Source organism: Aliiroseovarius zhejiangensis (genome assembly GCF_014656375.1).
Lineage (GTDB): Bacteria > Pseudomonadota > Alphaproteobacteria > Rhodobacterales > Rhodobacteraceae > Aliiroseovarius > Aliiroseovarius zhejiangensis.
Map to the genome: position 1 here is coordinate 42,600 of NZ_BNCH01000004.1, position 24,117 is coordinate 66,716.

General features: G+C 61.4%; 22 protein-coding genes. 7 read left to right on the forward strand and 15 right to left on the reverse strand.

The window, feature by feature from the left end:
- The first annotated feature begins 64 nt into the window (after window positions 1-64).
- Complete coding sequence (locus IE188_RS10180) at window positions 65-2,011, forward strand: glycosyltransferase family 2 protein (protein WP_191286391.1); 1,947 nt, start codon at window positions 65-67, stop codon at window positions 2,009-2,011.
- On the opposite strand, the gene IE188_RS10185 is transcribed toward IE188_RS10180, so the two are convergent.
- Window positions 1,983-2,627, reverse strand: coding sequence for a GntR family transcriptional regulator (locus IE188_RS10185; protein WP_229836719.1), 645 nt, complete (start codon window positions 2,625-2,627; stop codon window positions 1,983-1,985). The two genes, IE188_RS10180 and IE188_RS10185, sit on opposite strands and share 29 nt — an antisense overlap.
- Before the next feature lie 154 nt (window positions 2,628-2,781).
- Between IE188_RS10185 and IE188_RS10190 the strand changes: the two genes are divergently transcribed.
- From IE188_RS10190 to IE188_RS10200, 3 genes are all read left to right on the forward strand, one after another.
- Window positions 2,782-3,456 carry a pyrimidine 5'-nucleotidase gene (locus IE188_RS10190; protein WP_191286393.1) on the forward strand — a complete coding sequence of 225 codons (675 nt, stop codon included), beginning with the start codon at window positions 2,782-2,784 and terminating at the stop codon, window positions 3,454-3,456.
- A 3-nt stretch (window positions 3,457-3,459) separates the two neighbouring features.
- Entirely contained in the window at window positions 3,460-4,665 is a 1,206-nt protein-coding gene (locus tag IE188_RS10195) for an FAD-dependent monooxygenase (RefSeq protein ID WP_308442449.1), read from the forward strand.
- A 99-nt stretch (window positions 4,666-4,764) separates the two neighbouring features.
- Window positions 4,765-4,965 (forward strand): hypothetical protein, encoded by a 201-nt coding sequence (locus IE188_RS10200; protein ID WP_191286394.1) that lies wholly within the window; start codon window positions 4,765-4,767, stop codon window positions 4,963-4,965.
- A gap of 17 nt (window positions 4,966-4,982) precedes the next feature.
- Here the strand turns inward: IE188_RS10200 and IE188_RS10205 are convergent, their stop codons facing one another.
- The 3 genes from IE188_RS10205 to IE188_RS10215 all read right to left on the reverse strand — a co-directional run bounded on the left by IE188_RS10205 (window position 4,983) and on the right by IE188_RS10215 (window position 7,085).
- Window positions 4,983-6,110 (reverse strand): aminotransferase class V-fold PLP-dependent enzyme, encoded by a 1,128-nt coding sequence (locus tag IE188_RS10205; RefSeq protein ID WP_191286395.1) that lies wholly within the window; start codon window positions 6,108-6,110, stop codon window positions 4,983-4,985.
- Between the two features lie 67 nt (window positions 6,111-6,177).
- A complete protein-coding gene (locus IE188_RS10210; RefSeq protein ID WP_191286396.1) occupies window positions 6,178-6,633 on the reverse strand; it encodes an Lrp/AsnC family transcriptional regulator in 456 nt (151 codons plus the stop codon).
- The gene (locus tag IE188_RS10215) at window positions 6,630-7,085 is read right to left on the reverse strand and encodes an Lrp/AsnC family transcriptional regulator (RefSeq protein WP_191286397.1); all 456 of its coding nucleotides are present in this window, start codon (window positions 7,083-7,085) and stop codon (window positions 6,630-6,632) included. Before IE188_RS10215 ends, IE188_RS10210 begins: the two co-directional genes overlap by 4 nt.
- Before the next feature lie 136 nt (window positions 7,086-7,221).
- On the opposite strand from IE188_RS10215, the gene ilvC reads away from it, so the two are divergent.
- Entirely contained in the window at window positions 7,222-8,244 is a 1,023-nt protein-coding gene (ilvC, locus tag IE188_RS10220; RefSeq protein WP_191286655.1) for a ketol-acid reductoisomerase, read from the forward strand.
- A gap of 52 nt (window positions 8,245-8,296) precedes the next feature.
- Here ilvC and IE188_RS10225 read toward each other — a convergent pair whose 3' ends face one another.
- A complete protein-coding gene (locus IE188_RS10225; RefSeq protein ID WP_191286398.1) occupies window positions 8,297-8,752 on the reverse strand; it encodes an SRPBCC domain-containing protein in 456 nt (151 codons plus the stop codon).
- Window positions 8,745-9,059, reverse strand: coding sequence for an ArsR/SmtB family transcription factor (locus IE188_RS10230; protein WP_191286399.1), 315 nt, complete (start codon window positions 9,057-9,059; stop codon window positions 8,745-8,747). The genes IE188_RS10225 and IE188_RS10230 overlap by 8 nt, the downstream gene beginning before the upstream one ends.
- Before the next feature lie 78 nt (window positions 9,060-9,137).
- On the opposite strand from IE188_RS10230, the gene IE188_RS10235 reads away from it, so the two are divergent.
- Complete coding sequence (locus IE188_RS10235; RefSeq protein WP_191286400.1) at window positions 9,138-10,055, forward strand: DMT family transporter; 918 nt, start codon at window positions 9,138-9,140, stop codon at window positions 10,053-10,055.
- Here the strand turns inward: IE188_RS10235 and glmM are convergent.
- The 8 genes from glmM to IE188_RS10275 form a co-directional block, all read right to left on the reverse strand.
- Window positions 10,044-11,396: a phosphoglucosamine mutase gene (gene glmM, locus IE188_RS10240; protein WP_191286401.1), complete on the reverse strand. Its 1,353-nt coding sequence runs from the start codon at window positions 11,394-11,396 to the stop codon at window positions 10,044-10,046. The two genes, IE188_RS10235 and glmM, sit on opposite strands and share 12 nt — an antisense overlap.
- A complete protein-coding gene (gene folP, locus IE188_RS10245) occupies window positions 11,389-12,405 on the reverse strand; it encodes a dihydropteroate synthase (protein ID WP_229836722.1) in 1,017 nt (338 codons plus the stop codon). Before folP ends, glmM begins: the two co-directional genes overlap by 8 nt.
- Window positions 12,402-13,286, reverse strand: a complete 885-nt coding sequence (locus IE188_RS10250; protein ID WP_191286402.1) for a dihydroneopterin aldolase — start codon at window positions 13,284-13,286, stop codon at window positions 12,402-12,404. The genes folP and IE188_RS10250 overlap by 4 nt, the downstream gene beginning before the upstream one ends.
- A 92-nt stretch (window positions 13,287-13,378) precedes the next feature.
- Window positions 13,379-14,029, reverse strand: coding sequence for a cell wall hydrolase (locus IE188_RS10255; protein WP_229836726.1), 651 nt, complete (start codon window positions 14,027-14,029; stop codon window positions 13,379-13,381).
- A 152-nt stretch (window positions 14,030-14,181) separates the two neighbouring features.
- Window positions 14,182-16,731, reverse strand: a complete 2,550-nt coding sequence (gene ppdK / locus IE188_RS10260) for a pyruvate, phosphate dikinase (protein ID WP_191286403.1) — start codon at window positions 16,729-16,731, stop codon at window positions 14,182-14,184.
- Window positions 16,732-16,872: 141 nt separating this feature from the next.
- Window positions 16,873-19,098 (reverse strand): glycine--tRNA ligase subunit beta, encoded by a 2,226-nt coding sequence (glyS, locus tag IE188_RS10265; RefSeq protein ID WP_191286404.1) that lies wholly within the window; start codon window positions 19,096-19,098, stop codon window positions 16,873-16,875.
- 5 nt (window positions 19,099-19,103) lie between these two features.
- Window positions 19,104-19,571 carry a DUF6446 family protein gene (locus IE188_RS10270; protein WP_191286405.1) on the reverse strand — a complete coding sequence of 156 codons (468 nt, stop codon included), beginning with the start codon at window positions 19,569-19,571 and terminating at the stop codon, window positions 19,104-19,106.
- The gene (locus IE188_RS10275) at window positions 19,568-20,503 is read right to left on the reverse strand and encodes a glycine--tRNA ligase subunit alpha (protein WP_191286406.1); all 936 of its coding nucleotides are present in this window, start codon (window positions 20,501-20,503) and stop codon (window positions 19,568-19,570) included. The genes IE188_RS10270 and IE188_RS10275 overlap by 4 nt, the downstream gene beginning before the upstream one ends.
- A gap of 270 nt (window positions 20,504-20,773) precedes the next feature.
- Here IE188_RS10275 and IE188_RS10280 point away from each other — a divergent pair, with 270 nt between their 5' ends.
- Window positions 20,774-22,621: a serine protease gene (locus tag IE188_RS10280; protein ID WP_191286407.1), complete on the forward strand. Its 1,848-nt coding sequence runs from the start codon at window positions 20,774-20,776 to the stop codon at window positions 22,619-22,621.
- A gap of 43 nt (window positions 22,622-22,664) precedes the next feature.
- Here IE188_RS10280 and IE188_RS10285 read toward each other — a convergent pair whose 3' ends face one another.
- A complete protein-coding gene (locus IE188_RS10285; protein WP_191286408.1) occupies window positions 22,665-24,113 on the reverse strand; it encodes a TrkH family potassium uptake protein in 1,449 nt (482 codons plus the stop codon).
- Window positions 24,114-24,117: the final 4 nt, after the last annotated feature.

Genomic DNA, 24,117 nt, shown 5'->3' on the forward strand with positions numbered 1-24,117 from the left:
TTAACCCGCCGTTAACCAGAAGGAGGGCATGGTCCTTTGGTCTGACAGTCCAAAGAGCACATAGATGCCGACCGCCAAGCTGCGCCTTGTTGAACCCGATCCGATTTCCCCGACGCGGGCCGTGGCCCCTGCGACCCGGCCTGCACAACCGCGCGCACGCAAGCCGCTGGGCCAAGTGCTTGTCGAAATGGGGGCCCTCAACCCGGACAACCTGGCCATGGCGCTGTCGCTTCAGGCGCGAGAGGATGCGCGGTTCGGCGATATTCTTCTGACCCAGGGTTGGGTGCGCGAGGTTGATCTTTATGCCGGGCTGGCGCGGCAATACGGGTGTCAGATTGCAGATCTGCATCGCGAACCGCCGGATGTGCGCCTGATCGACCAGTTGGGCCCAGCCTTCTGCATCCGAAACGGGATCGTGCCGTGGAAATCGGTGGGCGGGGCGACAATTGTCATCTGCTCGCGCCCGGATGACTTTGCCCGCCTGTCACGCGACTTTCCCGCAAGCTGGGGGCGTTGCTTCCTGGCGATCGCCCCGGAAGGCGACATACAGAACGCGCTGGTGTCGATGCGTCACAGATCGCTGGCGATACAGGCAGAAACGCGCGTTTCCGACGCAGAAAGCTGTCGCGGCTGGCGTGCGGGTTCGGTTGCGCGCTTTGCAGCGGCGCTTGTGATCGGCCTTGGCGCCGTGTTCGTCGTGTCAACCTTCGCGGGCTTCCTGACACTGGTGATCTGGGCGGTGCTGACCCTGCTTCTGAACTCGACGCTCAAGGGCATTGCGGCGTTTCAATACTGGCGTGCAGATCCGCCGCCGGCATCTGCCGCGCTTGAAAGCTCTGCCAGGCACGGGTTCCTGAAACTGCCCACCGTGTCCATCCTCGTGCCGCTTTACAAAGAGCGCGAGATCGCCGGGCGTCTTGTGAAACGGCTGGCGCGGCTTGATTATCCGAAAGAGCTTCTGGATGTCTGTCTGGTGGTGGAAGAGGATGACGAACTCACGCAACATACCCTGGCGCAGGCAGACCTGCCCCGCTGGATGCGGCAGATCGTTGTGCCGCGTGGCGTGGTGAAAACGAAACCGAGGGCAATGAACTTCGCGCTGGATTTCTGTCGCGGATCGGTGATCGGAGTCTACGACGCCGAAGACGCCCCGGACCCCGATCAGATCCACAAAGTGGTGCGACGGTTTGCCGAACGCGGGGCCGAGGTGGCGTGTTTGCAAGGACGGCTAGGATTTTACAACGCCCGCACCAATTGGCTAAGCCGGTGCTTCACTGTCGAATATGCGACTTGGTGGGGGATTGTCCTGCCCGGCGTGGAACGGGCAGGTTTCGCCATCCCTTTGGGTGGCACCACCCTGTTTTTTCGGCGCGAGGCATTGGAGGATCTGGACCGGTGGGACGCGCATAACGTCACCGAGGATGCCGATCTGGGTATCCGACTGGCCCGGCACGGCTATCGGACCGAGTTGATCGACACGCTGACTGAAGAAGAAGCAAATTGCCGCGTCTGGCCGTGGATCAAGCAACGCTCACGCTGGATCAAGGGTTACGCCATGACCTATGGCGTCCACATGCGCCACCCCCGCAGGCTGTGGCGCGATCTGGGCGGGTGGAAATTCCTGGGCTTCCAGATCCTGTTTCTGGGCAGCCTGTCGCAGTTCCTGCTGGCGCCGATCCTGTGGACCTTCTGGGCCTTTCCCCTTGGTCTGCCCCATCCGCTGCGCGGCGTGATGCCGGGTGAGCTTCTGATCACGCTTGGCGCGGTCTTCATGGCGACCGAGCTACTGACGATCACCGTGGGCATTCAGGCGGTCAGCAACGCCAAGCTGCGCTGGCTCAGGTTCTGGGTGCCGACCCTGCATTTCTATTACCCGCTGGCATCCCTTGCCGCGATGAAAGGGTTCATCGAAATCGTGACCAAGCCGTTTTACTGGGACAAGACCCAGCATGGAAAGTTCGATGAGGTCGGGGTTGACGGGGTCACTCCCCCGCCAGTGAATCCAGCTTGATCCGCGTTTCAAACGCCTTTGAGATGTGGGTTTTCAGGGCGGACTGTGCCGCAGCCTGATCGCGCGCCTCGATCGCGGTGACAATCGCATCATGTTCTGCAATCGCTTTTTCGCTGCGCCCCTCCGCGGCCAGCGATGTGGTGGCCAGAAGCGCCATCGTGCGGTGGACAAGGTCCAGTTGCTGCACAAGGTATCTGTTGTGCGACGCCAGATGCAGCTGTTTGTGAAACCGGCGATTTGATCGCGACAATGCCGCCGGATCAGACAGGCGTTTGCGGTCGTCTTCAACCATTTCACGCAATACGCTGATTTCCTCGGGCGTGGCGTGTTGGGCGGCCAGCGATGCTGCCAGACCTTCCAGCGCCGATCGCACCACATAGAGTTCGGCCAGTTGATTATGGCTCAGCGAGGCAACGATCAGGCTGCGCCCGTCCCGCGTCAGCAGCGACTGGGTTTCAAGCCGTTGCAAAGCCTCGCGGATGGGGGTGCGCGACACGCCGAACCGCTCGGCCAGTTCGCTTTCCACCAATCTGTCGCCCGGTTTGTATGTGCCCGTATCAATCGCTTCGAGGATCAGTTCGTAAGCGTCCTTTTGTCCCTGTTTAACGTCTGCCACCTTGTCCTCGTTCATGGTTCGGGCATTTTGTTGCGTTACCTAACCACGCGCGTCGGGTCAAAGCAAACACGAACCGGCAAACATACTGTCGCAGCCTGCCCGATAATGCGCGTATCCCCTTCCCTTGCGCCGTCAGGAAAGATAGCGTCGCGCCATGGTGAAAGATCAGTTTTCTCATGTCAGCGCCTGGGTCTTCGACCTGGACAACACGCTGTATCCGCCGCATGCGCGCCTGTTCGACCAGATCGAGATCCGCATGACCAACTGGGTGATGCAGGAACTGGGCGTCGACCGCCATGAGGCGGACCGGCTGCGCCAGCATTATTGGAAAACCTATGGCACGACTTTGGCGGGTCTGATGCGCGAACATGGCGTCGATCCGGCGCCTTATCTGCATGATGTGCACGACATCTCGATGGAGCATCTTGAGGTCGACACGGCGCTGGCCGATCACATCCGCTCGCTGCCGGGGCGCAAGATCGTCTATACCAACGGATCGGCCCCTTACGCCGAACGGGTGCTGGCGGCACGGGGGCTGGCGGGGCTGTTTGACGCGGTCTATGGGGTCGAGCATGCAGATTTTCACCCCAAACCCGACCGCGCGGCCTTTGACGCGGTGTTCGCCCGTGACGGGCTGACGCCCGAGGTCGCCGCCATGTTCGAAGACGACCCACGCAATCTGGCAGTGCCGCATGATCTGGGTATGCGCACGGTGCATGTGGCCCCGGCCGCCGCCCCTGCCGTGCACATACACCATCACACCGACAACCTGACCACCTTCCTGCGCCAGCTTGTCGATGCCGCCTGCCCCGACGATACCAAGGACTGATCCATGACCATGACAGAGCATCGTGCGGACATCTTCATCTCGGGCGGCGGTATCGCCGGGCAGGTGGCCGCTGCGGCCTTTGCCGAGGCCGGTTTCACCGTTGTTATGGCGGATCCCTTCACCCCTGTCGTGACCGCCGATGACGACAGGTCCGATCTGCGCTCGACCGCGTTCCTGCAACCCGCAAGACGCCTGTTCGACCGGATTGGGATTTGGTCGCTTCTGGCCGATCACGCGAAGCCGCTGAACCAACTGGCGGTGATCGACACGATCGGCTGGCCGCCCGAAATCCGCGACCGCCGGGTGTTTCAGTCGGATGACATGGGGGACGAGCCGTTTGGCTGGAACCTGATGAACTGGGTGGTGCGGCGCGAGATCTGGGGCTATCTGCAAGACCAACCACGGATAACACCCTTGTACGGCACCGGATTTCGGGCGCTTGTGCAGCGCACCGGCGAGATCATCGTAACACTGACCAATGGTGACATCGTGCGGGCGCGGATGGGGATTGCGGCGGATGGCAAGTTTTCCCCATTGCGCGAAGCTGCGGGCATTTCGGTTTCGACCACGCGGTACGGGCAGAAATCCCTGGCCTTCACCGTCACGCATGAGTTGCCGCACAACAACATCTCGACCGAGATCTATAACGAAGGTGGCCCGTTCACCATCGTTCCGCTGCCGGATATTGACGGACAGAATGCCTCGGCGATTGTGTGGATGAACAAGGGGCCGCGCGCGGTGGAGCTGATGAACATGCCGGTGCCCGAGTTCGAAGAGGTGATGCTGGCCCGATCGACAGGTCTGCTGGGCCGGATGCATCTGCAAGGCAACCGTTCGATCTGGCCGATCATCACCCAGACCGCAGATCAGTTGACCGCAGGTCGCGTGGCCGTGGTTGCTGAAGCCGCGCACGCCCTGCCGCCCATTGGGGCGCAGGGGTTGAACACATCGTTGAACGATGTGATCGCGCTGTTGGACCTGGCCGAAGGCGCGCCGCACACGCTGGGTGATCCGCAAATGATGCGGGCTTTCGAAAAATCACGCGCCGGGGACATTGCACGGCGGGCACGCGTGATTGACCTGTTCAACCGCGTGACCCGATCAGGCGACGGAATCATGCAGGCGGTGCGTCTGATCGGGCTGAAGGCCGTCCATGACGTGGCGCCCATGCGCAAGCGGGTGATGCGGGCGGGGCTTGGTCCGAAATAGCTGCACTGCGGCATGCCGCCGCACTGCCGGAATGTCGCATTCCGTTCGGTTCACCGGTGAAGGATACCCCATATCACGCAGCGAACAGGAGTGATCGAAATGACAAGCGAACAAACCCCCGAACAGAAAGCCGCCGAGGCGCGCGCCGAAAAGATCACGTTCGGCATTTTCGGCGCGATTGTGCTGGCACTGGTGCTGGGCTTCGTGACCATGGGCCTGACCGGGGTCGGTCTGGTGGCGGTTGCCACGGTTCCGGTGATCTATGTGCTTCTGGTCCTGATGGCGGGCGGCAAGGGCTGACGCCCGCGCATCTGGTGTCACAGGACTTTTGACAGCACCTCGTCCAGGCGGGCGACGCTGGCATCCACATCATACAGCTTGTCGAGCCCGAACAGACCCAGCCGGAAGCTGGAGTAATCGTCACCCTCGTCGCACATCAGGGGCACGCCGGCGGCGATCTGCACACCTTCTGCGGCGAAGGGTTTGCCCGCCTTGATGTCTGGGTCGGATGTGTAGGACACGACGACCCCCGGCGCGGTGAACCCCTCGGCTGCCACCGATTTCACACCTTTTGACGCCAGCAATGCGCGCACCCGGCGGCCTTGTTCCCATTGTGCCTGTTCCAGTTTGTCGAAACCGTAGGCCTTGGTTTCCAGCATGGTATCACGGAAGGCGCGCAGGGCGTCGGTGGGCATGGTGGCGTGATAGGCGTGACCGCCGCCCTCATAGGCTTCCATGATCGCCAGCCACTTGCCCAGATCGACCGCGAACGAGGTCGACGTGGACGCCTTCGCCAGATCGCGGGCGGTCTCGTTCATCATCACCAGCCCGGCAGAGGGCTGCGCCGACCACCCCTTTTGCGGGGCCGAGATCAGAACATCGACCCCGGTCGCCTTCATATCGACCCACGCACAGCCCGACGCGATGCAGTCCAGCACAAAGATGCCGCCAACCGAATGCACGGCGTCTGCCACGGCTTTCAGGTAGTCATCCGGCAGGATCATGCCGCTGGCGGTTTCCACATGCGGTGCGAAAACCACATCGGGGCGCTCATCCTTTATGCGGGCGACAACTTCTTCAATTGGGGCAGGTGCGAAGGGGGCGTCAGGGGTGTTGCCGACGCGACGGGCCTTCATCACGGTTTCGTCGGACGGGATCGACCCCATCTCGAAAATCTGGGACCAGCGGAAGGAGAAAAAGCCGTTGCGTATGACCATCACCCGCTTGCCGGTGGCAAACTGGCGGGCGACCGCTTCCATCGCATAGGTGCCGCCACCGGGCACGACCGCGACGGCGTCGGCGTTGTACACCTCTTTCAACGTGGCCGAGATGTCATTCATGACGCCTTGGAACGCTTTGGACATGTGGTTGAGCGACCGGTCGGTGAACACGACCGAAAACTCAAGCATTCCGTCCGGGTCAATGTCAGGCAAAAGGGCTTTCATGGCAGGCTCCGCTTCAAGGATCTAGTTCGCAGTCACCGTGACTCAAATCAGATCGGTTTGGAAGGCGTCAAATCGGGCCGGGACGTCGTTCCTCGGACAAAAGGACGTTCGCTTCCACATCCCCCACGCCCGGCAATGTCATGATCCGGCGCCTGAGCACACGTTCGAAATCGGCAATGTCGCGGGCCACCACGCGCAGGCGATAATCATACATGCCCAGCACATGTTCCACGGTCTGCACCTCGGGAATGGCGGACACGGCGCGTTCGAAATCCTCAAGGCTGACCCGTCCCTTGGTGGCCAGCTTGACGCCTAGAAAGACGGCTACACCAAAGCCCAGCGCCTCGCGATCCAAATCCAGCCGCCGCCCGGCAATGACGCCGTTGTCGGTCAACCGCTTGATCCGCCGCCATGTGGCGGGTTGGCTTAGTCCAACCTCCCGCCCCAAAGCCCCTGCCGATTGCGTGGCGTCCTGAGACAAGGCCCGCAGAAGGGCGCGGTCGATGTCGTCAAGCTCGATCACAGCGGCAAAGCCTCGTCCGATTTGATCCGGGCCACATGCATCAGGGCTTCGATATCCGCGATATGAGGCAATGACAGGAGTTGGTCGCGATAGATCGCCTGATAATGCGCCATGTCGCGGGCGATGACGGACAGGCGCAGGTCAACGCGGCCAAGGAAAGTCTGAATCTCGATCACCTCGCGTATCTCTCGCGCCGCCGCGATGAAATCATCGAAGGCCCGGGGCTGGGTCTTGTCCAATGTGATGCGCAGGCTGACCTCGACCGTGTAGCCCAGCGCCCGCCAGTTGATGACGGCGCGCGGGCCGCGCAGGATGTTCTGGTCACGCAGGCGTTCAATGCGGCGCGACAGGCGTGCGGAGGAGATGCCCGTCAGGTCCGCCAGGTCCGGCAAGGCCAAAGACGGGTCCGCCTGCATTTGTCTCAGGATGCGTCTGTCCGTGTCATCAAGCATGATTTTGTCATTATCACCGCAATTCGTGAATTAAAACATTCAATATAGCCGTTGAAATCGCCGCACTCTATCTCGCCAACACAGGGGATCGCCCTATGATGCCCCTCAGAACAACCATATGGAAGGAACGCCGGACATGCGCGTCTATTACGATCGCGATTGCGACATCAACCTGATCAAGGACAAGAAAGTGGCCATTCTGGGCTATGGCAGCCAGGGCCACGCCCACGCGCTGAACCTGCGCGATTCGGGTGCGAAGAATGTTGTCGTCGCCCTGCGCGAAGGGTCGAAATCCGCCAAGAAAGCGCAGTCCGAAGGGCTTGAGGTCATGGGCATCGCTGAAGCGGCGGCCTGGTGCGACCTGATCATGTTCACCATGCCCGACGAATTGCAGGCCGAGACCTACAAGAAATACGTGCACGACAACATCAAGCCCGGCGCCGCGATTGCGTTCGCCCACGGCCTGAACGTGCATTTCGGCCTGATCGAGCCGAAAGAAGGCGTGGACGTTATTATGATGGCCCCCAAAGGCCCCGGCCACACCGTGCGCGGCGAATACCAAAAAGGCGGCGGCGTGCCCTGCCTTGTGGCCGTGGACACCGACGCGACCGGCAAGGCGCTGGAAATCGGCCTGTCCTATTGCTCGGCCATCGGTGGCGGGCGTTCGGGCATCATCGAGACGAACTTCCGCGAGGAATGCGAAACCGATCTGTTCGGTGAACAAGCCGTTCTGTGCGGCGGTATCGTCGAACTGATCCGCTGCGGTTTTGAAACGCTGGTTGAAGCCGGCTACGCGCCGGAGATGGCGTATTTCGAATGTCTGCACGAAACCAAGCTGATCGTGGATCTGATCTATGAAGGCGGGATTGCCAACATGGATTACTCGATCTCGAACACGGCGGAATACGGTCAATACGTCACCGGCCCGCGCATCCTGCCCTATGAGGCGACCAAGAAGGCGATGAAAGAGACGCTGGCAGATATCCAATCGGGCAAATTCGTGCGTGACTTCATGCTGGAAAACGCCGTGGGTCAGCCGACGATCAAAGCCTCGCGCCGCCACAATGACGAACACCAGATTGAAGTCGTCGGCAAGAAGCTGCGTGACATGATGCCCTGGATTTCGGCAGGTAAACTGGTCGATCAGGAAAAGAACTAGGACTGGCGACAGTCACCGAAGGGCGGTCCAGGCGGCCGCCCTTTTTCGTCGCTCACTCTGCGAAAGCTCCTGCGTAGCAGGTGCCGAGCACTCTGTCCCAGCCACCATCATAGCTGCCGCGACGGGTGTCGGCATCGTCCCCCCAAATCTCCCACCCGGAATGGGTCAGTGTCACGCGGGTTGTGCCGTCATCCAGCCCTTCAAATTCCACATCGACCCGCGTCGGCGCGTCCGCGGTGTTGCCGGGATGCCATGTCATGGCGAACTTGCGTCCAGCCTCGAACTCCAACACTTTTCCCCAATCGCTGCGGCTGCCATCAAACATCGTTTCATAGACCGCACCACCGACATGCGGTTCGATGGTGACGGCCAGCGCCGCCTTGCCCTGCCCCGCCGACACCGCGTGCAACCCCAGAGGCCACCATGATGTTGTGCGGTTCACGAATACATCGAATGCGTGATCAGGGTCGCAGGCCACCGTCACTGTTTTCACAATAGGGTCAGTCATCTAAACCGCCACCTCCGTTGATTTCCTCAGCAAATCCATCCATGACTTTGTCCCAATAGCGATCCAGCCACGCCCGCAACTGCGCAAGCCCGTCCGGGCGCGCTGCATAGATATGGCGCGTGCCTTCCACCCGGCACAGGACAAGCCCGGCATCGGACAGAACCTTCAGATGTTGCGAGACCGCAGGACGGCTGATCGGCAGTGTCTTCGCCAAGGCACCGACCGGCTGTGGTGATTGGGCAATCGCCTCGAAAATCCTGCGCCGGGTCGGATCAGCCAGTGCTGAGAGTGATTCTTGGTAAGTCATTACTTACCGTAATCCATAACTTACCAAAAAGCAATAATCGCGGATGACACGTGCTGCCTGTCGGGATATTCCGGCAGGATGACTGACACTCCGACATCCCGCGACTGGGGCGGTGTCATATCGTTGGGCCTGATCTGGGGCGCGACCTTCATGGTCGTGTCTATCGCACTGGAAGGCTATGGCCCGGTGACCGTCGCCACCGCACGCACCACGCTGGGGGCCGTGGCGCTTTTATGCGTTATGGCCGCGACCGGGCGCAGCCTGCCTCGCCGCGAGGGCAGGCTTTGGGCCTATATCGCGCTGATCGGGCTTCTGTCGACGGCATTGCCCTTTGTCCTGCTGAGCTGGGGCCAGCAATATGTGTCCTCGGCCTTTGCCGGGCTGTCGATGGCGGCCATTCCCCTGATGGTGCTACCGCTGGCGCATTTCTTTTCGGACGAGCCGTTGAACCTGCGCAAGTTCATTGGTGTGTCGCTGGGTTTCAGCGGCGCCTTGGTGCTGATCGGGCCGGGGCAGGCGCAGCTAGGCCAGGGGGCCGAGCCGCTGGCGCAACTGGCCTGTATTGCCGCGGCCCTGTGCTATTCGGTCGCTTCGGTTTTCACGCGGCGCTGCCCGCCGGTCGATCCGGTCACGCTTGCGGCGCTGACGCTGGTCGTGGGGTCTGTCACGCTGCTGCCGATCATGCTGATCACGGAAGGTGTTCCGGGCTGGGCCGGGCCCAGATCCGGCTGGGCGATCATCGCTTTGGGTTTGGTCCCGACCGCACTTGCCACCTTGCTGCGGGTGTCGATCATCCGAAGCGCCGGATCGGTGTTCATGACACTGGTCAACTACCAGGTGCCCATCTGGTCGATGATGTTCGGCGCCTGGATCTTGTCCGAAGCCCTGCCGCTGCGGTTCTTTATTGCCCTGGCGATGATCCTGACGGGGCTGGCCATCAGCCAATGGCTCAGCCTGAGCAAGATGCTGCGCGGCGGCCGAGCCTCAGCCCGCTGATGCGACCGTTTCAACCTCGGCCACGATGTCGTCCACAACCTGCAACAGCAGCGCATCATCCTCGCATTCGGCCATGACCCGGATCAAGGGTTCGGTGCCCGATTTGCGGATCAGCAAACGTCCCTGCCCGTTCAGCTTGGTTTCGGCCTCGGAAATGACGGCTTTCACGCTGTCGGATTCAAGCGGCGTTTGCCCGGCCGAATAGCGCACGTTTTTCAGAAGCTGTGGCACGGTGTCGAACACCTTGCACAGCTCGGACGCAGGTTTCCCGGTTTCGATCATGCAGGCCAGGAACTGGATCCCCGCCAGCAGCCCGTCGCCGGTCGTGGCAAAGTCGGTCATCACGATATGGCCCGACTGCTCACCCCCAAGGTTATAGCCGCCCGCGCGCATCGCCTCGACCACGTGGCGGTCGCCGACCTTGGTGCGCAAAAGCTCCAAGCCCTGTGCCGCCATGAACCGCTCCAGTCCAAGATTCGACATCACCGTCGCCACCAGTTTGCCGCCCTTCAGGCGACCCTCGTTCGCCCAGTGACTGGCGAACAGACCCATGATCTGATCACCGTCTGCCACCTGACCCTTTTCGTCGATGATCATGATCCGGTCGGCGTCCCCATCCAGACAGATGCCCAGATCCGCGCCGGTTTCGACAACGGTGCGCGCGGCCAGCGCGGTGTCGGTCGACCCGCAGCCCTTGTTGATATTGGTCCCGTCAGGCGAAACGCCGACCGGCACGATCTCGGCGCCCAACTCCCACAGGGTTTCCGGCGCGGTGCGATAGGCTGCCCCGTTGGCGCAGTCGATCACGACCTTGATGCCGGTCAGGCGCTTGTTCTCGGGGAATGTTGTTTTCAGGTACTCGGTATAGCGCATCCGCCCTTCGTCGATCCGCTTGGCGCGGCCAATGTTCTGCGGTTTCACCGGGTCCACACCCACATGGACCAGACGCTCGATCTCGGCTTCGTCCTCATCGGACAGTTTGAACCCGTCGGGGCCGAAAAACTTGATCCCGTTGTCATGGAACGGGTTGTGCGAGGCCGAGATCATGATCCCCAGATCAGCGCGCATCGAATGGGTCAGCCGCCCGACTGCGGGGGTCGGCACCGGGCCAAGCAGCAGCACATTCATACCGGTCGAGGTCAGCCCCGCCGTCAGCGCGTTTTCCAGCATGTAACCTGACAAGCGGGTGTCCTTGCCGATCACCACGCGGTGGCCGTTCGATCCGTCACGACGAAAATGCCGACCCGCCGCCGCGCCCAGTTTCAACGCCATATCTGCGGTCATTGGCCAGGTATTGGCCAATCCGCGCACCCCGTCGGTTCCGAATAGCTTCTCAACCACTGCTCTGCTCTCTTTCCATCATTGCCTGTTGCAGGCGAATGGCCTGCCGGGTCTCGTAGGTGTCGTGCACCCGCAGGATCTGTGCCCCGTGTTGAATGCCGTGCAAGGCGACCGCCAGCGATCCGGCCATTCGATCTTTTGCATCTGCGGCCTGCCCGATGGAACCGATGAAACGCTTGCGCGACACGCCCAACAGGATCGGCAGACCCAGATCATGTAACAGCGACAGGTTTCTGAGCAAAGTCACATTGTGTTCCAGAGTTTTACCAAACCCGATGCCCGGATCGGTCACAATCCGCTCACGCGCGATGCCCCGGCTTTGGGCAAAGGCGATGCGATCTTCAAGAAAATCCATCACCTCAAACAGCACATCGTCATAACGTGGGTCGTCCTGCATTGTCTCAGGTTGACCTTGCGCATGCATCAGGCAAACCGGCACGTCACGTTCGGCAACCAAATCAGCCAGTTCCGGATCAAAGGTAAAGGCCGCCACATCATTGACCATATCCGCACCGGCATCCAGCGCGGCCTCGGCCACACGGGCTTTGCGCGTGTCGATCGAGATTGGCGTGGTGATCCCGGCCTCACGGATTGCGGCGATCACGCGGGCGGTGCGGCGGATTTCTTCATCTATTGGCACCTCGGATGCGCCGGGGCGCGTGCTTTCCCCACCGATATCGATAATATCAGCCTCGTCTGCCATCTGTCGGGCACGAGTGACGGCCGTTTTTAACGTGGCATGGTCGCCCCCGTCCGAGAAGCTGTCCGGCGTAACGTTCAGAACGCCCATGATGCGGGGCCGGTCCAGCGATACGCCACAGAGGGACGGTCGAGGCGCAGTCAGCCGCGCGCGGTCCGGTTCGGCGCAATCGGCAAGGGCAACCTGCACGACCGGTTCGTCCCGGCGACGTGACAATACCATATCGCACCACACATCCGCCGACCCGGCCAGCGACGGCCCAGAATAAGGCGCCCCGACGCGCGCGATGGGTTGCAGGCGCGTGGTCACGGCAGATCCTTCAGAACATACGCGCCCTGCCCCACGACAGCAAATCCCTGCGCCCCCAAATCCTCGGCCAACCAGCGGGCCAGTACCTGCGGGTCACTGCCACCCGGTCCGCCCACCGCATCCAGCACCAGCTTCGATGGTGCCCAGACGCTGATCTGGTTGTTTTTCATTCCCCAATCCAGCTCGGTTCGCGTGCCCACAACGACACAACGCGGGTCGATGGCCGACAGCCGCCAGGCGTTTTGTTCGATTTCCAACAGGTCGATATGACGCTGCGCCATCGCATCGGTCGCTTGCGGGCAACGAATGTGTGCCGGCCCGACACACAGCACGAAGGCGCGAGGATCGTTGTCGAGCCGGTCCAGAAATCGGGGAAGTTCGGGATCCGTGAAGACGTCGTTTTCAAGCAAGAAAACCTGCAAGTCTGGGGCCGTTCCAGTGTCGCGCTGGACGGGCAGGCCGTCACGAACGCGCATGATCTCGACCCCCAGCTTGCCGGGGCCGCGATCCAGTTTTTCGATCCGAACGAAAACGCGAAGTGGTTGTGGTTCTGCCAATATCCGTTCGGCAATTCGTTCTGCCAAAGTTTCAAGCAGGTTCAGACGTTCCGCCGCAAGCTCGGCCGTGATTGCTTCGGTGATCGCGTCATAGGACAGGATGTCATCGACATCGTCAGTCTGCGCTCCATCGCTCGGGGCGACCTCGGCCACCACACTGAAGCTGAGCCGCTGGGTTGTGTCACGTTCGGATTGAAACGCCCCGATTTCGACCTCGACCACATGATCGCGCACGGAAATACGGTCAGGCGCAGTGGGTGGGTCCGGTTGCGACTCAGCGCGGCGATCCAATGGTCCAAAGGCGGCAGCGGTTTCGTCTGTCATCGTGACCCTCATCAAAGATGCGGTCACATTGCCCTTTTTACGGACCCGATTGCCAGCGCAAAACGACGCAATCCCCGGACTGCACGGCCAAGCTAGCGATAGAACCGATGCACCCCGATGCTGGCGGTTCGGGTCAGACGCCCAGCCCAACGCGGCTTGACCGCCGTGGTGTGGTAATGTGTGGCGCCTGCAGTCAGGGTCCGGTCGATGCCGTCCAGGATCGCATGGGCCACCTTGCCCAGCCGGGCGAACGCGGCGGGTTCATTGATCACCTCGGGCCGCCCGTCGCAGGTGAAGGTGAACTGACAGCCATATTTGCGGCCCGTGCCCTGATGGATCACACCGCATACGGTATTGGGGTAGCGTGGATGTTCGACCCGGTTCATGATGACTTCGGCCACCGCGAACTGACCCTTGATCGTTTCACCACGCGCCTCGAAATACAAGGCTTCGGTCAGGCATTGCCATTCGGCATCCCGACGGGGCTTGGGCAACGTCGCCAACCATTTCGACGAGTATTTCGTCGCCAGAACCTCGTTCGCGGCGTTTGCCTTTCGTGGTGTCGGCAAGGCACTGAGCGCCGCAATACGGTCGTCGTTCATTGCCCCAAGGGCCGTGCGGTCATGCAGCAATAGCGCGCCGAACGGATTTGAGGTGCCCTCGGCAACAGCAACGGTCGACAGGGTCATTGGCGCCACAGCAAGGCAAAAGCCCAGCGCCACCTTCTGAAGAAGCTGGAACATTCGTCATCCCCCACACCGGATACGTCTGATTTCTGGGTGTGTGGGTAGCGAAAAAAGCGGCTCTGGTCCAGTCAGACAGGATGTCACAGAGCGCGAATGGTTCGGGCAAGCGGCGCGCGATGCGCCAGACCATCACCAAAAGTCTTTCTTTATCAGTCCTCTAGGCCATGATCGCGCACTCGCCCCTCAAGCGCAAGATGGGCAGCCGCCAATCGGGCAATCGGCACCCGGAAGGGCGAACAGGACACATAGTCAAAGCCCGCATCACGACAGAATCGGATTGATTCCGGGTTGCCGCCATGCTCGCCACAGATCGACAGGGTCAGATCGTGATTGGCATCGCGTCCCCGTGTCGCGCCCATTTTCAGAAGCTCGCCCACCCCGTCGGCATCCAGCATGTGAAAGGGATCTTCCTCGTAAACGCCCTGCGCCACATATTCGCCCATGAAGCGCCCGGCATCGTCGCGCGACAGGCCATAGGTCATCTGGGTCAGGTCATTGGTGCCGAACGACATGAAGGCGGCGTGCTGGGCGATCTCACCCGCACGCAACGCCGCACGGGGCGTTTCGACCATCACGCCCAACCGATAGGTGAAATCCGACCCGGTTTCGATGCGCACCTCGGCGGCCACCGCATCAACCCGCGCTTTCACCATCTCGACCTCGCGCTTGGCGGAAACCAGCGGGATCATGATCTCGGGCACGACAGGATCGCCGGATTTCGACGCCTCGACCGTGGCTTCGAAAATGGCGCGGGCCTGCATGTCATAGATTTCAGGCACCGTGATGCCCAAACGCACCCCGCGCATCCCCAGCATCGGGTTGAACTCCCGCAACCCGTCCACCCGGCGTTCGACATCACGCAGGTGCAGATCAAGTGCCTCGGCCAGTTCGCGCAAACCTTCGCGCCCGTGTGGCAGAAACTCGTGCAGCGGCGGGTCGAACAGACGAATGCACACCGGCAAGCCCTGCATGATCTCGAACAATTCGGTGAAATCGGCGCGCTGCATCGGCAACAGGCGATCCAGCGCCGCGCGGCGATCTTCGGCGTGATCGGCAAAGATCATCTCGCGCATGGCCAGAAGGCGATCGTCGTCGATAAACATATGCTCGGTGCGGCACAATCCGATCCCTTCGGCAGCGAACATCCTTGCGTTGTGCGCATCGGGCGGTGTGTCGGCATTGGCGCGCACCCCGATGTCACGAAATTCGTCCACCCAGGCCATCAGCGTCTGGAATCCCTCGCCCAGCTCGGGAGGCAGCATGTTGACCGCACCGGCATAGGCAACGCCCAGCGCGCCATCAATGCTGATGACATCCCCTTCGGCAAACTCGCGCCCGTCCCCGGCGATCAGTTTGCGCTGCTTGCGATCCAGCGACAGGTCTTGCGCCCCCACCACACAGGGCAGACCCAAACCGCGCGCGATCACCGCTGCGTGGCTGGTGATGCCCCCCCGAACGGTCAGGATACCCTTGGCCGCATGCATCCCGCGAATGTCCTCGGGGCTGGTTTCGCTGCGCACCAGAACACAGTTTTCCCCCTGCGCCGCCATCGCCTGTGCGGCGCGCGCGTTGAACACGATCTTGCCCGTTGCAGCCCCCGGACTGGCGGCAATGCCCTTGGCAAAACGATCCCGCTTGTCTTTCGGGTCGAACTGGCTGTGCAACAATTCGCTGAGCGCACGCGGTGGGATGCGCAGCACGGCCTCTTCCCGGCTGATGATCCCGTCATTGGCCAATGACACGGCGATGCGCACATTGGCGCGCTCGCTGCGCTGCACCCGCACGGCATCGAGGATGAACAGCTCTTCGTTGTCGATGGTGAACTCGATCTCCATCTCTTCACGCAGGCGCGTCCGGCACAGATCGCCATATTTCAGAAGGTTCGAGAAATTTTCGGGCAACACCTCTTCGATCGACCGTCCACGCGGGTCTTTCGTCAGATACATGACGTCGCGATCCTCGGCATCGCTCAGCGCATCCCGCCCCTGGCTTTTGCACAGATAGCGACCGCGGATTTCCCGATACCCGGTCTGCCCGTTGACGAACTGGATGACCCCAGATCCACAGGTGCTCTGCCCGACGCCAAGCGCCATCTTTTGAACCACCAGCCCAAGCCCCGCATCCGCAGGCGCCCCTTTCGCCTGCCGCAGCAGGCGCGCGGTCGTTCCTTCCCAAGCACGTGCCATCGAGCGAAGGATTTCGGCCAGTTGCTCTTTCGGGTCTTGCGGAAAATAGCTTTCGGTTTCTTCCTCATAAAGCGCAAGCGCGGCGTGCAACGCGTCCGGCGATGACGTCGAGAAGGCTTCGAACTCGTCCGGGTCCAGACGGCCGACATGCACGGCATAGGATTGGATAAACCGCAGATACAGCGCGTTGGCCGCTTTTTCGCCATGCGTCTTCGTCAGTTTGGAATGCACCGCGTCGTTCATGCCGATATTCAGGATGGCGCCGGGACCGCCCCAATCCGGGTCCTCCGATGACGGGCGCACCGAAACCAGCGGGTCGGGCCCGAACAACGCCAGCATTGCCCCCAAATCGGGCATGTCGCCAGCCGAGATGCCATGGACGGCATCAAAGCTCAGCGCGACCGTGCGCGGCACCGGCATGTCCAGCCGGATCAGGCGTTGCAGGCACTTCGCCCGTCCGCCGTGGCGCGCATTTTCTATCGCCGCTGTTGGCGTGATCTCAGTAAAGCTCATGGCCCCGCCTTTTTCTGCACCGCAGCACCGCAGTTACACGTCACCATAGCGCGCGCGACGCATGGCACAAGGGCTACGTTGGATGCGATGTTCTGGCAAGAACCATGGCTTGAACAAGCCCTATGCCCGGATGGCCCCGTATCAACCCTCGATCCGGGACAGGTCTGCAACACCCGCGCAGATCATGCGGATACGGGACAGAAGGTTCAGCCGATTGCGGCGCACGACCTGATTGTCGGTGTTGATCTGAACGGCTTCAAAAAACGCATCAATCGGCGCACGCAGATCCGCCATCGCGTGCATGGCAGCGGCAAAATCCTCGTCCTCCATCGCCGGTTTGATCGCGGCTTCGGCCTTGTCCAGCGCGGCAAACAGCGCCGTTTCCTCGTCCGCTTCGGCGAATTTCACATCGGCGCCATAGGAGTATTCCACGCCGTCCTTTTCTTCGGCCTGTGCCAGAATGTTGCTGGCGCGTTTGACCCCTTGCAGCAGGTTCTCACCGTCATCAGTGGTCAGGAAAGTGCTCAGCGCCTCGGCGCGCTTCACCAACAAGGACAGGTCGTCATTGTTCGGCATCGCAAGACAGGCGTCGATCACATCGTGACGGATGCCCTTGTCGCGGAGGTAGACCTTCAGGCGGTCATGGAAAAAGCCCAACAGATCGCGCGATGTATCGGGCAGGTTGTCCTTGACCTGTTCCAGATGCTTGGACAGATCACCGTCGAAATGATCCAGCACCGTTCGGATCGCCGCACCAATAACGCCGTGGTCGGCAATCTCGCTGTCCAGGTCATGCAAAAGCGCATCACGCACCGACCCGTTTTCGTTCAGGGCGATCTGATGGCGCAGCAGTTGCGCATCGAAAAGCTGATCAAGCGCAAGGCGCAGGTCGTTGTCCAACACCAGCCGGATCACCCCAAGCGCCGCGCGACGCAGGGCAAACGGGTCCTTTGACCCGGTGGGTTTTTCATCAATCGCCCAGAACCCGGTCAGCGTGTCCAGCTTGTCGGCCAGCGCCACGGCGACGGACACAGGCGCAGACGGCACGTCATCTGATGGGCCCAGTGGCGAATAGTGTTCGACCGCCGCACTCGCGACCTCAACCGGATACCCTGCGGGTGCGGCATAATATTTGCCCATCAGGCCCTGAAGCTCGGGGAATTCATAAACCATCTCGGACGACAGATCGGCCTTGGCCCAGCGGGCGGCTTTCTCGGCCAGATCGGGATCGGCGCCCACGGATGGCGCGATGGCACGGGCCAGTTGGGCGATCCGCTCGATCCGTTCGCCCTGCGTGCCCAGCTTGTTGTGGAATGTGACGTTTGACAGGCTGTCCAACCACGCCTGCCCGCCGGTTTCCGCCACGCGCAGGTCATTTTCCCAAAAGAATTTGGCGTCGGCCAAACGGGCCGACAGCACCTTCTGGTTGCCGGCCAGAATGGTCGCGCCGTGGTCGGTCGTTTCGCGGTTCGCGACGGTCACGAATTTCTCGATCAACCCTGTTTTTGGGTTCTTCACCGAGAAGAACTTCTGGTGTTCGCGCATCGAGGTTTGCAGAACCTCGGGCGGCAGCGGGATGAATTCGTCGGCGATGTCGCCCATCAGGACCACGGGCCATTCAACCAGCCCGGCCACCTCGGCCAGCAGTCCCTGATCCTCAACGATTTCCAACCCCTGAGCGAAGGCGGCATTCTGCGCTTCGGCCCAGATATGATCGGCGCGTTCGTCCGGCGACAGAATTACCTTGGCGGCTTTCAGCTTGGCCTCGTAATCCGCAAAGCCTGTCACGGCGAAACGGTCCGGCGCCATGAACCGATGCCCTTCGGTGGTGTCACCTGCGGTGATGCCGTCGACCTCAAACGGCACGACACTGGCCCCGGTCTCATCCGACAGGATGCACAGGATCGAATGTAACGGGCGCACCCAGCGCAAGCTGCCCGCCCCCCAGCGCATCGACTTGGGCCAGGGGAAGTTGCGGATCGTGGTGTCCAGCACTTCGGCGATGATCTCGGCGGCGGGGCGGCCTTTCTTTTCAATCAGGGCAAAATAAACCGGCCCCTTCGGTGTGTCGCGTTCTTCCAACTGGTCACGGGTCAGGCCCGCGCCGCGCAAGAACCCTTCGATCGCCTTCTCGGGCGCACCGACTTTCGGCCCCTTGCGGTCTTCACGCGTGTCGGGCGATTTGTCCAACAGCCCCTCGACCGCCAGCGTCAGGCGGCGCGGCGTGGACCGCGCGGCGGCACCGGCATAGGTCAACCCAGCCTCGACCAGACCATCGGTCACGAGTTTTTTCAGATCTTCCGCCGCGCGTTTTTGCATCCGCGCGGGAATCTCTTCGGAAAACAGTTCAATCAGCAGGTCGGGCATATCGTTCACTCGCTGTATTTTTCGTTCAGCTGGTGCCAGGTGTAACCCCGGCCATCAGGGAAGATCGCGACGACACGGTCCACCCCGTCCTGAATATCGCGCTCGCCCAGAAAGGCGATGGCGTCCCCGGTTTCCAGCGCCGCGCCGATCTGGCTGGCGTCAAAACAGTCAAACCAGCCGGGCGCGGTCAGGGGCGTGGCGTTTTCGTAGGTCTCGAACGTTTCGGTCAGCATCGCAAGGCTCATCGTGGTGGTGAAGCAGCCCCGGAACCGAAGCGGAGAGCTGTCCGCATCAATCCCCTGAAAGCTGTCATAAAGCACGACTTCCGGTTCGCCCGTCACAACATTCGTCATGCGCAGCTCGGTGTTCAGCGACACGTCGTCGTAGAACGCGTAAAGCTGCAACCAATAGATCGCTATACCTGCGACAAGTGCTGTTACCACGATGAATATCCCGATGATCCTGCCGCTCACGCCGCGTCCTCGTCCGTCCAGCCGCCCGCGCGGGTCTGCACGAAGGCATCCGCACACAGCTTGGCCAGCGCGCGCACCCGCCCGATATAGGCTTGACGTTCCGTGACCGAAATCACGCCGCGTGCATCCAGCAGGTTGAACAGGTGGCTGGCCTTGATGCACTGGTCGTAAGCGGGGTGCGCCATGACGATGCGTTTGCCGGTTTTCGGGTCCACATGCGCCTGATCAAGGATCGCTTTGCATTCCGCTTCAGCCTCTTCAAACTGCTTCAACAGAACATCCGTATTGGCGATATCGAAGTTCCAGCGGGCATATTCTTCCTCGGTCTGTTTGAACACGTCGCCATAGCTCAGCGGGATCGGCGCGGAAGGGTCGTTGAACGGCATGTCCATCACGTGATCGACCCCAAGGATATACATCGCCAGACGCTCAAGCCCATAGGTCAACTCGCCCGAAACCGGGTGGCAGTCATAGCCGCCGACCTGCTGGAAATAGGTGAACTGGCTGACTTCCATACCGTCGCACCAAACCTCCCATCCCAGACCCCAGGCGCCAAGCGTGGGGCTTTCCCAATCGTCTTCGACGAAGCGGATGTCGTGCAGGTCCATGTCGATGCCGATGGCCTGAAGCGACCCAAGATACAGCTCTTGCAGGTTGGGTGGGCTGGGTTTGATCAGCACCTGATACTGATAATAATGCTGCAACCGGTTCGGGTTTTCACCGTAGCGTCCGTCCGTCGGGCGGCGCGACGGCTGGACATAAGCCGCGGCCCAGGGTTGCGAGCCAAGTGACCGCAGCGTGGTCGCCGGGTGGAAGGTGCCTGCGCCGACCTCCATGTCATAGGGTTGCAGCATCGCGCAGCCCTGCCCGGCCCAATAGCTCTGAAGCCGCAGGATGATCTCTTGAAAGCTCTTTGGACGCGTGTCGCTCATTGCCCTGGCCTTGCCCATCTGGTCGTTCTCTGATTATCAGCCTTCAATACGGCCTGCCCCCCACAGGGTCAACGCGTGAAAACCGTTGTTTCCGTGGGAGATTGCGGGCCAAGCATCCATGATCGTCAGGATTCGCGCGAAAATTGAGGAAGCCGCTGGACCCGCTGCACGAAACTGTCATAGTGCGACCCTGTTATTGACCATGTCCGGGGCAAACGTGTTATCTGCCCAGGACATTTTCCAGCCACGCCGCAAAGGCCACGAGGATTCATGACAAAACGCATTGCTGTTGCCCTTTACACCACGGTTGCGATCAGCCTGACCGGCCTGCCTGCTGCAGCTCAAACATCCGCGACGACTGCCACCGGTGTGCAGGCCGAAAACCTCTACTGGATCCAGATCGAGGCGCAGCCAACCTTGTCCGAGGCCGAGGCCCGCGCGCGGTTCTATGCCGCGCGGCTCGACGGCGTGAACGGGTTTCGCATCGGGGGCAACTGGTACGGGATCATCCTTGGCCCCTATACCGAGGCCGCGGCGAATATCCAGCTTCGGTCGCTTAAAAACGCCCGACTGATCCCGCGTGACAGCTTCATCACATTCTCGAACAAACTGCGACAGCAGTTCTGGCCCGTCGGGGCCAATACGCTCAACACCCGCCCGCTTGAGGCATCGGACACCCCCGATCCGGCAACGGAACAGACGCCCGCACCCGCCGAAGGCGACCAGCTTGCATCCGTAGCGCAACCGGACGCCACCGCGCCGGTCCTGGCTGCTCCGGAACCGACACGGGACGAAACCCGGCGCGAGGCGCTGGACAGTGAACGGCTGCTGGACCGTGACGCGCGCAAGGCATTGCAGGTCGCGCTGCAATGGGAAGGGTACTACACCTCGGCGATTGACGGGGCGTTTGGGGCAGGCACCCGCCGGTCGATGGCGGCATGGCAGACCGATCGCGGTTACGACCCGACCGGTGTTCTGACCACCCGCCAGCGCGACGAGCTTCTGACCGCGTTCCAGACTGTCATCGCCTCGCTGGGCCTGCGCCCCTACGAGGATGCACAGGCTGGCATTTCGGTCGCCATCCCCGCCGCGACGGTCGAATTTTCGCGCTACGAAGCCCCGTTCGTTCATTTCGACAGCAAGGATGACAGCGGCGTGCGCGTGGTGCTGATCAGCCAGACCGGCGATCAGGATACGCTTTATGGTCTGTATGACATCCTGCAATCGCTTGAGATCGTGCCGGTCGATGGCCCGCGCAAACGCAAGAAAAACGCGTTCACGATCGAAGGCACGGATGGCAAGATCACATCCTACACGCAAGCCGAACTGGTGGACGGAACCGTCAAGGGCTTTACCCTGATCTGGCCCGTGGGGGACGAGAAACGTCGCAACAAGGTCTTGCAGGACATGAAGGCCAGCTTCACCTCGCTCGGGTCGCAGGCGCTGGCCGATAATGCAGGGTTGGACGCGGCCACCCAAAGTCTCGATCTGCTGTCCGGGCTTGAAATCCGGCGACCCGCAATGTCGCGCTCGGGCTTCTATGTCGATGCCAAGGGCACCGTCCTGACCACCGCCGAGGCAGTCGCGGGATGCACGCGCATCACCCTGAACGAGGATTATGTGGCGGAAGTCACGGCAGTGGACGATGCCCGTGGCCTGGCACTTCTGACCCCGCAAGACCCGCTGGCCCCGCTGGCCCATGCAGCCTTCCTGGCGGTTGATCCGCGCCTGAAATCCGATGTTGCGGTCGCAGGCTACAGCTATGAAGGGCGGTTGAACGCGCCCAGCCTGACCTATGGCAACCTGTCGGAACTGACGGGTCTGAATGGCGAAGCCGAGCTGAACCGCCTGACGCTGGCCGCGCTTCCCGGCGATGCCGGTGGCCCGGTGCTGGATGCAGGTGGCGCGGTGATGGGAATGCTGTTGCCAAACCAGGCGCCGAAAGGCCGCAGCCTGCCCAAAGATGTCAGCTTCGCCCTTGATGCCGCGTCTGTCACAACGTTTCTGGCCGAACACGGCATCACCCCGGATGCCACCGATGCCGGTGCCACGCTTGATCCCGTTGATCTGAGCGCGCGCGCGGCGGACATGACCGTTCTGGTCAGTTGCTGGAAATAGGCAGTCATCTCATGGGTCGGCCCGCAGGATCACGCGGGCGATCCTAGCCGCGCCAGAACGTCATTGTGAACAGGACATAGACGGCCATCAGTTCCAGCCGACCGATCAACATGGTGATGGCCAGGATCCACTTGGCGGTATCGTTCAGGCTGCCGAAGTTCCCTGCCGGTCCGATGATGTCCCCCAGTCCGGGACCGATATTCGCCACCGCTGTCGCCGCCCCGGATACCGAGGTGGTGAAATCAAGGCCCGTCATGCCCAAGAGCACGGCGACGATCCCCAGCGTCACCACGAAAAACACGAAGAACGCCATGACGGATGACAGCACGTCATCATCCACACGACGCCCGGCATAGCGCGGGGTGAACATTCCGTGGGGTGAATGGATTGACCGGATCTGCGCCTTGATCGACGAGAACAGAAGCTGATAGCGGAACACCTTGATCGAACAGGCAGTCGATCCCGCACAACCGCCGATCAGGCCCAGAAAGAAGAAAACGACCACCGGAAACGCGCCCCACAACTGGTAATCGACGCTGGAATAACCGGTGCCGCTGATGATCGAGGTGACATTGAATATCCCCTCGCGAAATCCGTGTTCCAGATGGTCGCCATTGGCGACAAGACGATAGATCGTCATCATGATTGTGATGGTCAGGATGATGATCAGATACACATGAATTTGCGTATCCCGCAGGATCGGCCGCGCGGTGCCGCTGAGCAGTTGGATATAGCGCACGAAGGGCAGGCTTGCCAGGATCATGAACACCGCGGCAACATATTCCGGCACCCCCTGAAAGGCCCCGAACGAGGCGTCGGTGGACGAAAAACCGCCGGTCGAAAGCGTTGTCATTGCGTGATAGATCGCCTCGTATGGCGGCAGGCCAACGGCCGCATAAAGCACGGCGCAAGCGATGGTCAGGACAAGATAGATCTGGCTGATCCGCCCGGCGATCTGGGCCGCGCGGGGCAGAACCTTGCCCATCGTATCAAACGCCTCGGAGCGGAAAATCTGCATCCCGCCCACCCGCAGTTCTGGCAGGAATACCATCGCCACGACGATGATCCCGATACCGCCATACCACTGCATGAGCGCCCGCCAGAACAAAAGGCCCTTGGGCATGTCGTCAAGACCCGACAACACGGTTGCGCCGGTGGTGGTCAGGCCCGACATCGCCTCGAAAAACGCATCGACCGGGCGCACGGCCACATCTGACAACACGAACGGCAACGCGCCAAAGATGGGCAACGCCAACCAGACACCGGTGGTCAGAAGAAAGGTCTGCTGGATCGACAACCCTTTGCCGACACCGTTGGCTGTGGCCAGCGCCATCGACCCGCCCACCATCGTCGTGATGACCGCACTTTCCAGAAAAACCGCCCAGTCCGCACTGCCGTAGTATAAATCGACCCCCATCGGGATCACCATCGTGACCCCCAGGGCGGCAACCAAAAGGCCGGTGACATATACGACAGGGCGCAGATCGAACATGGCG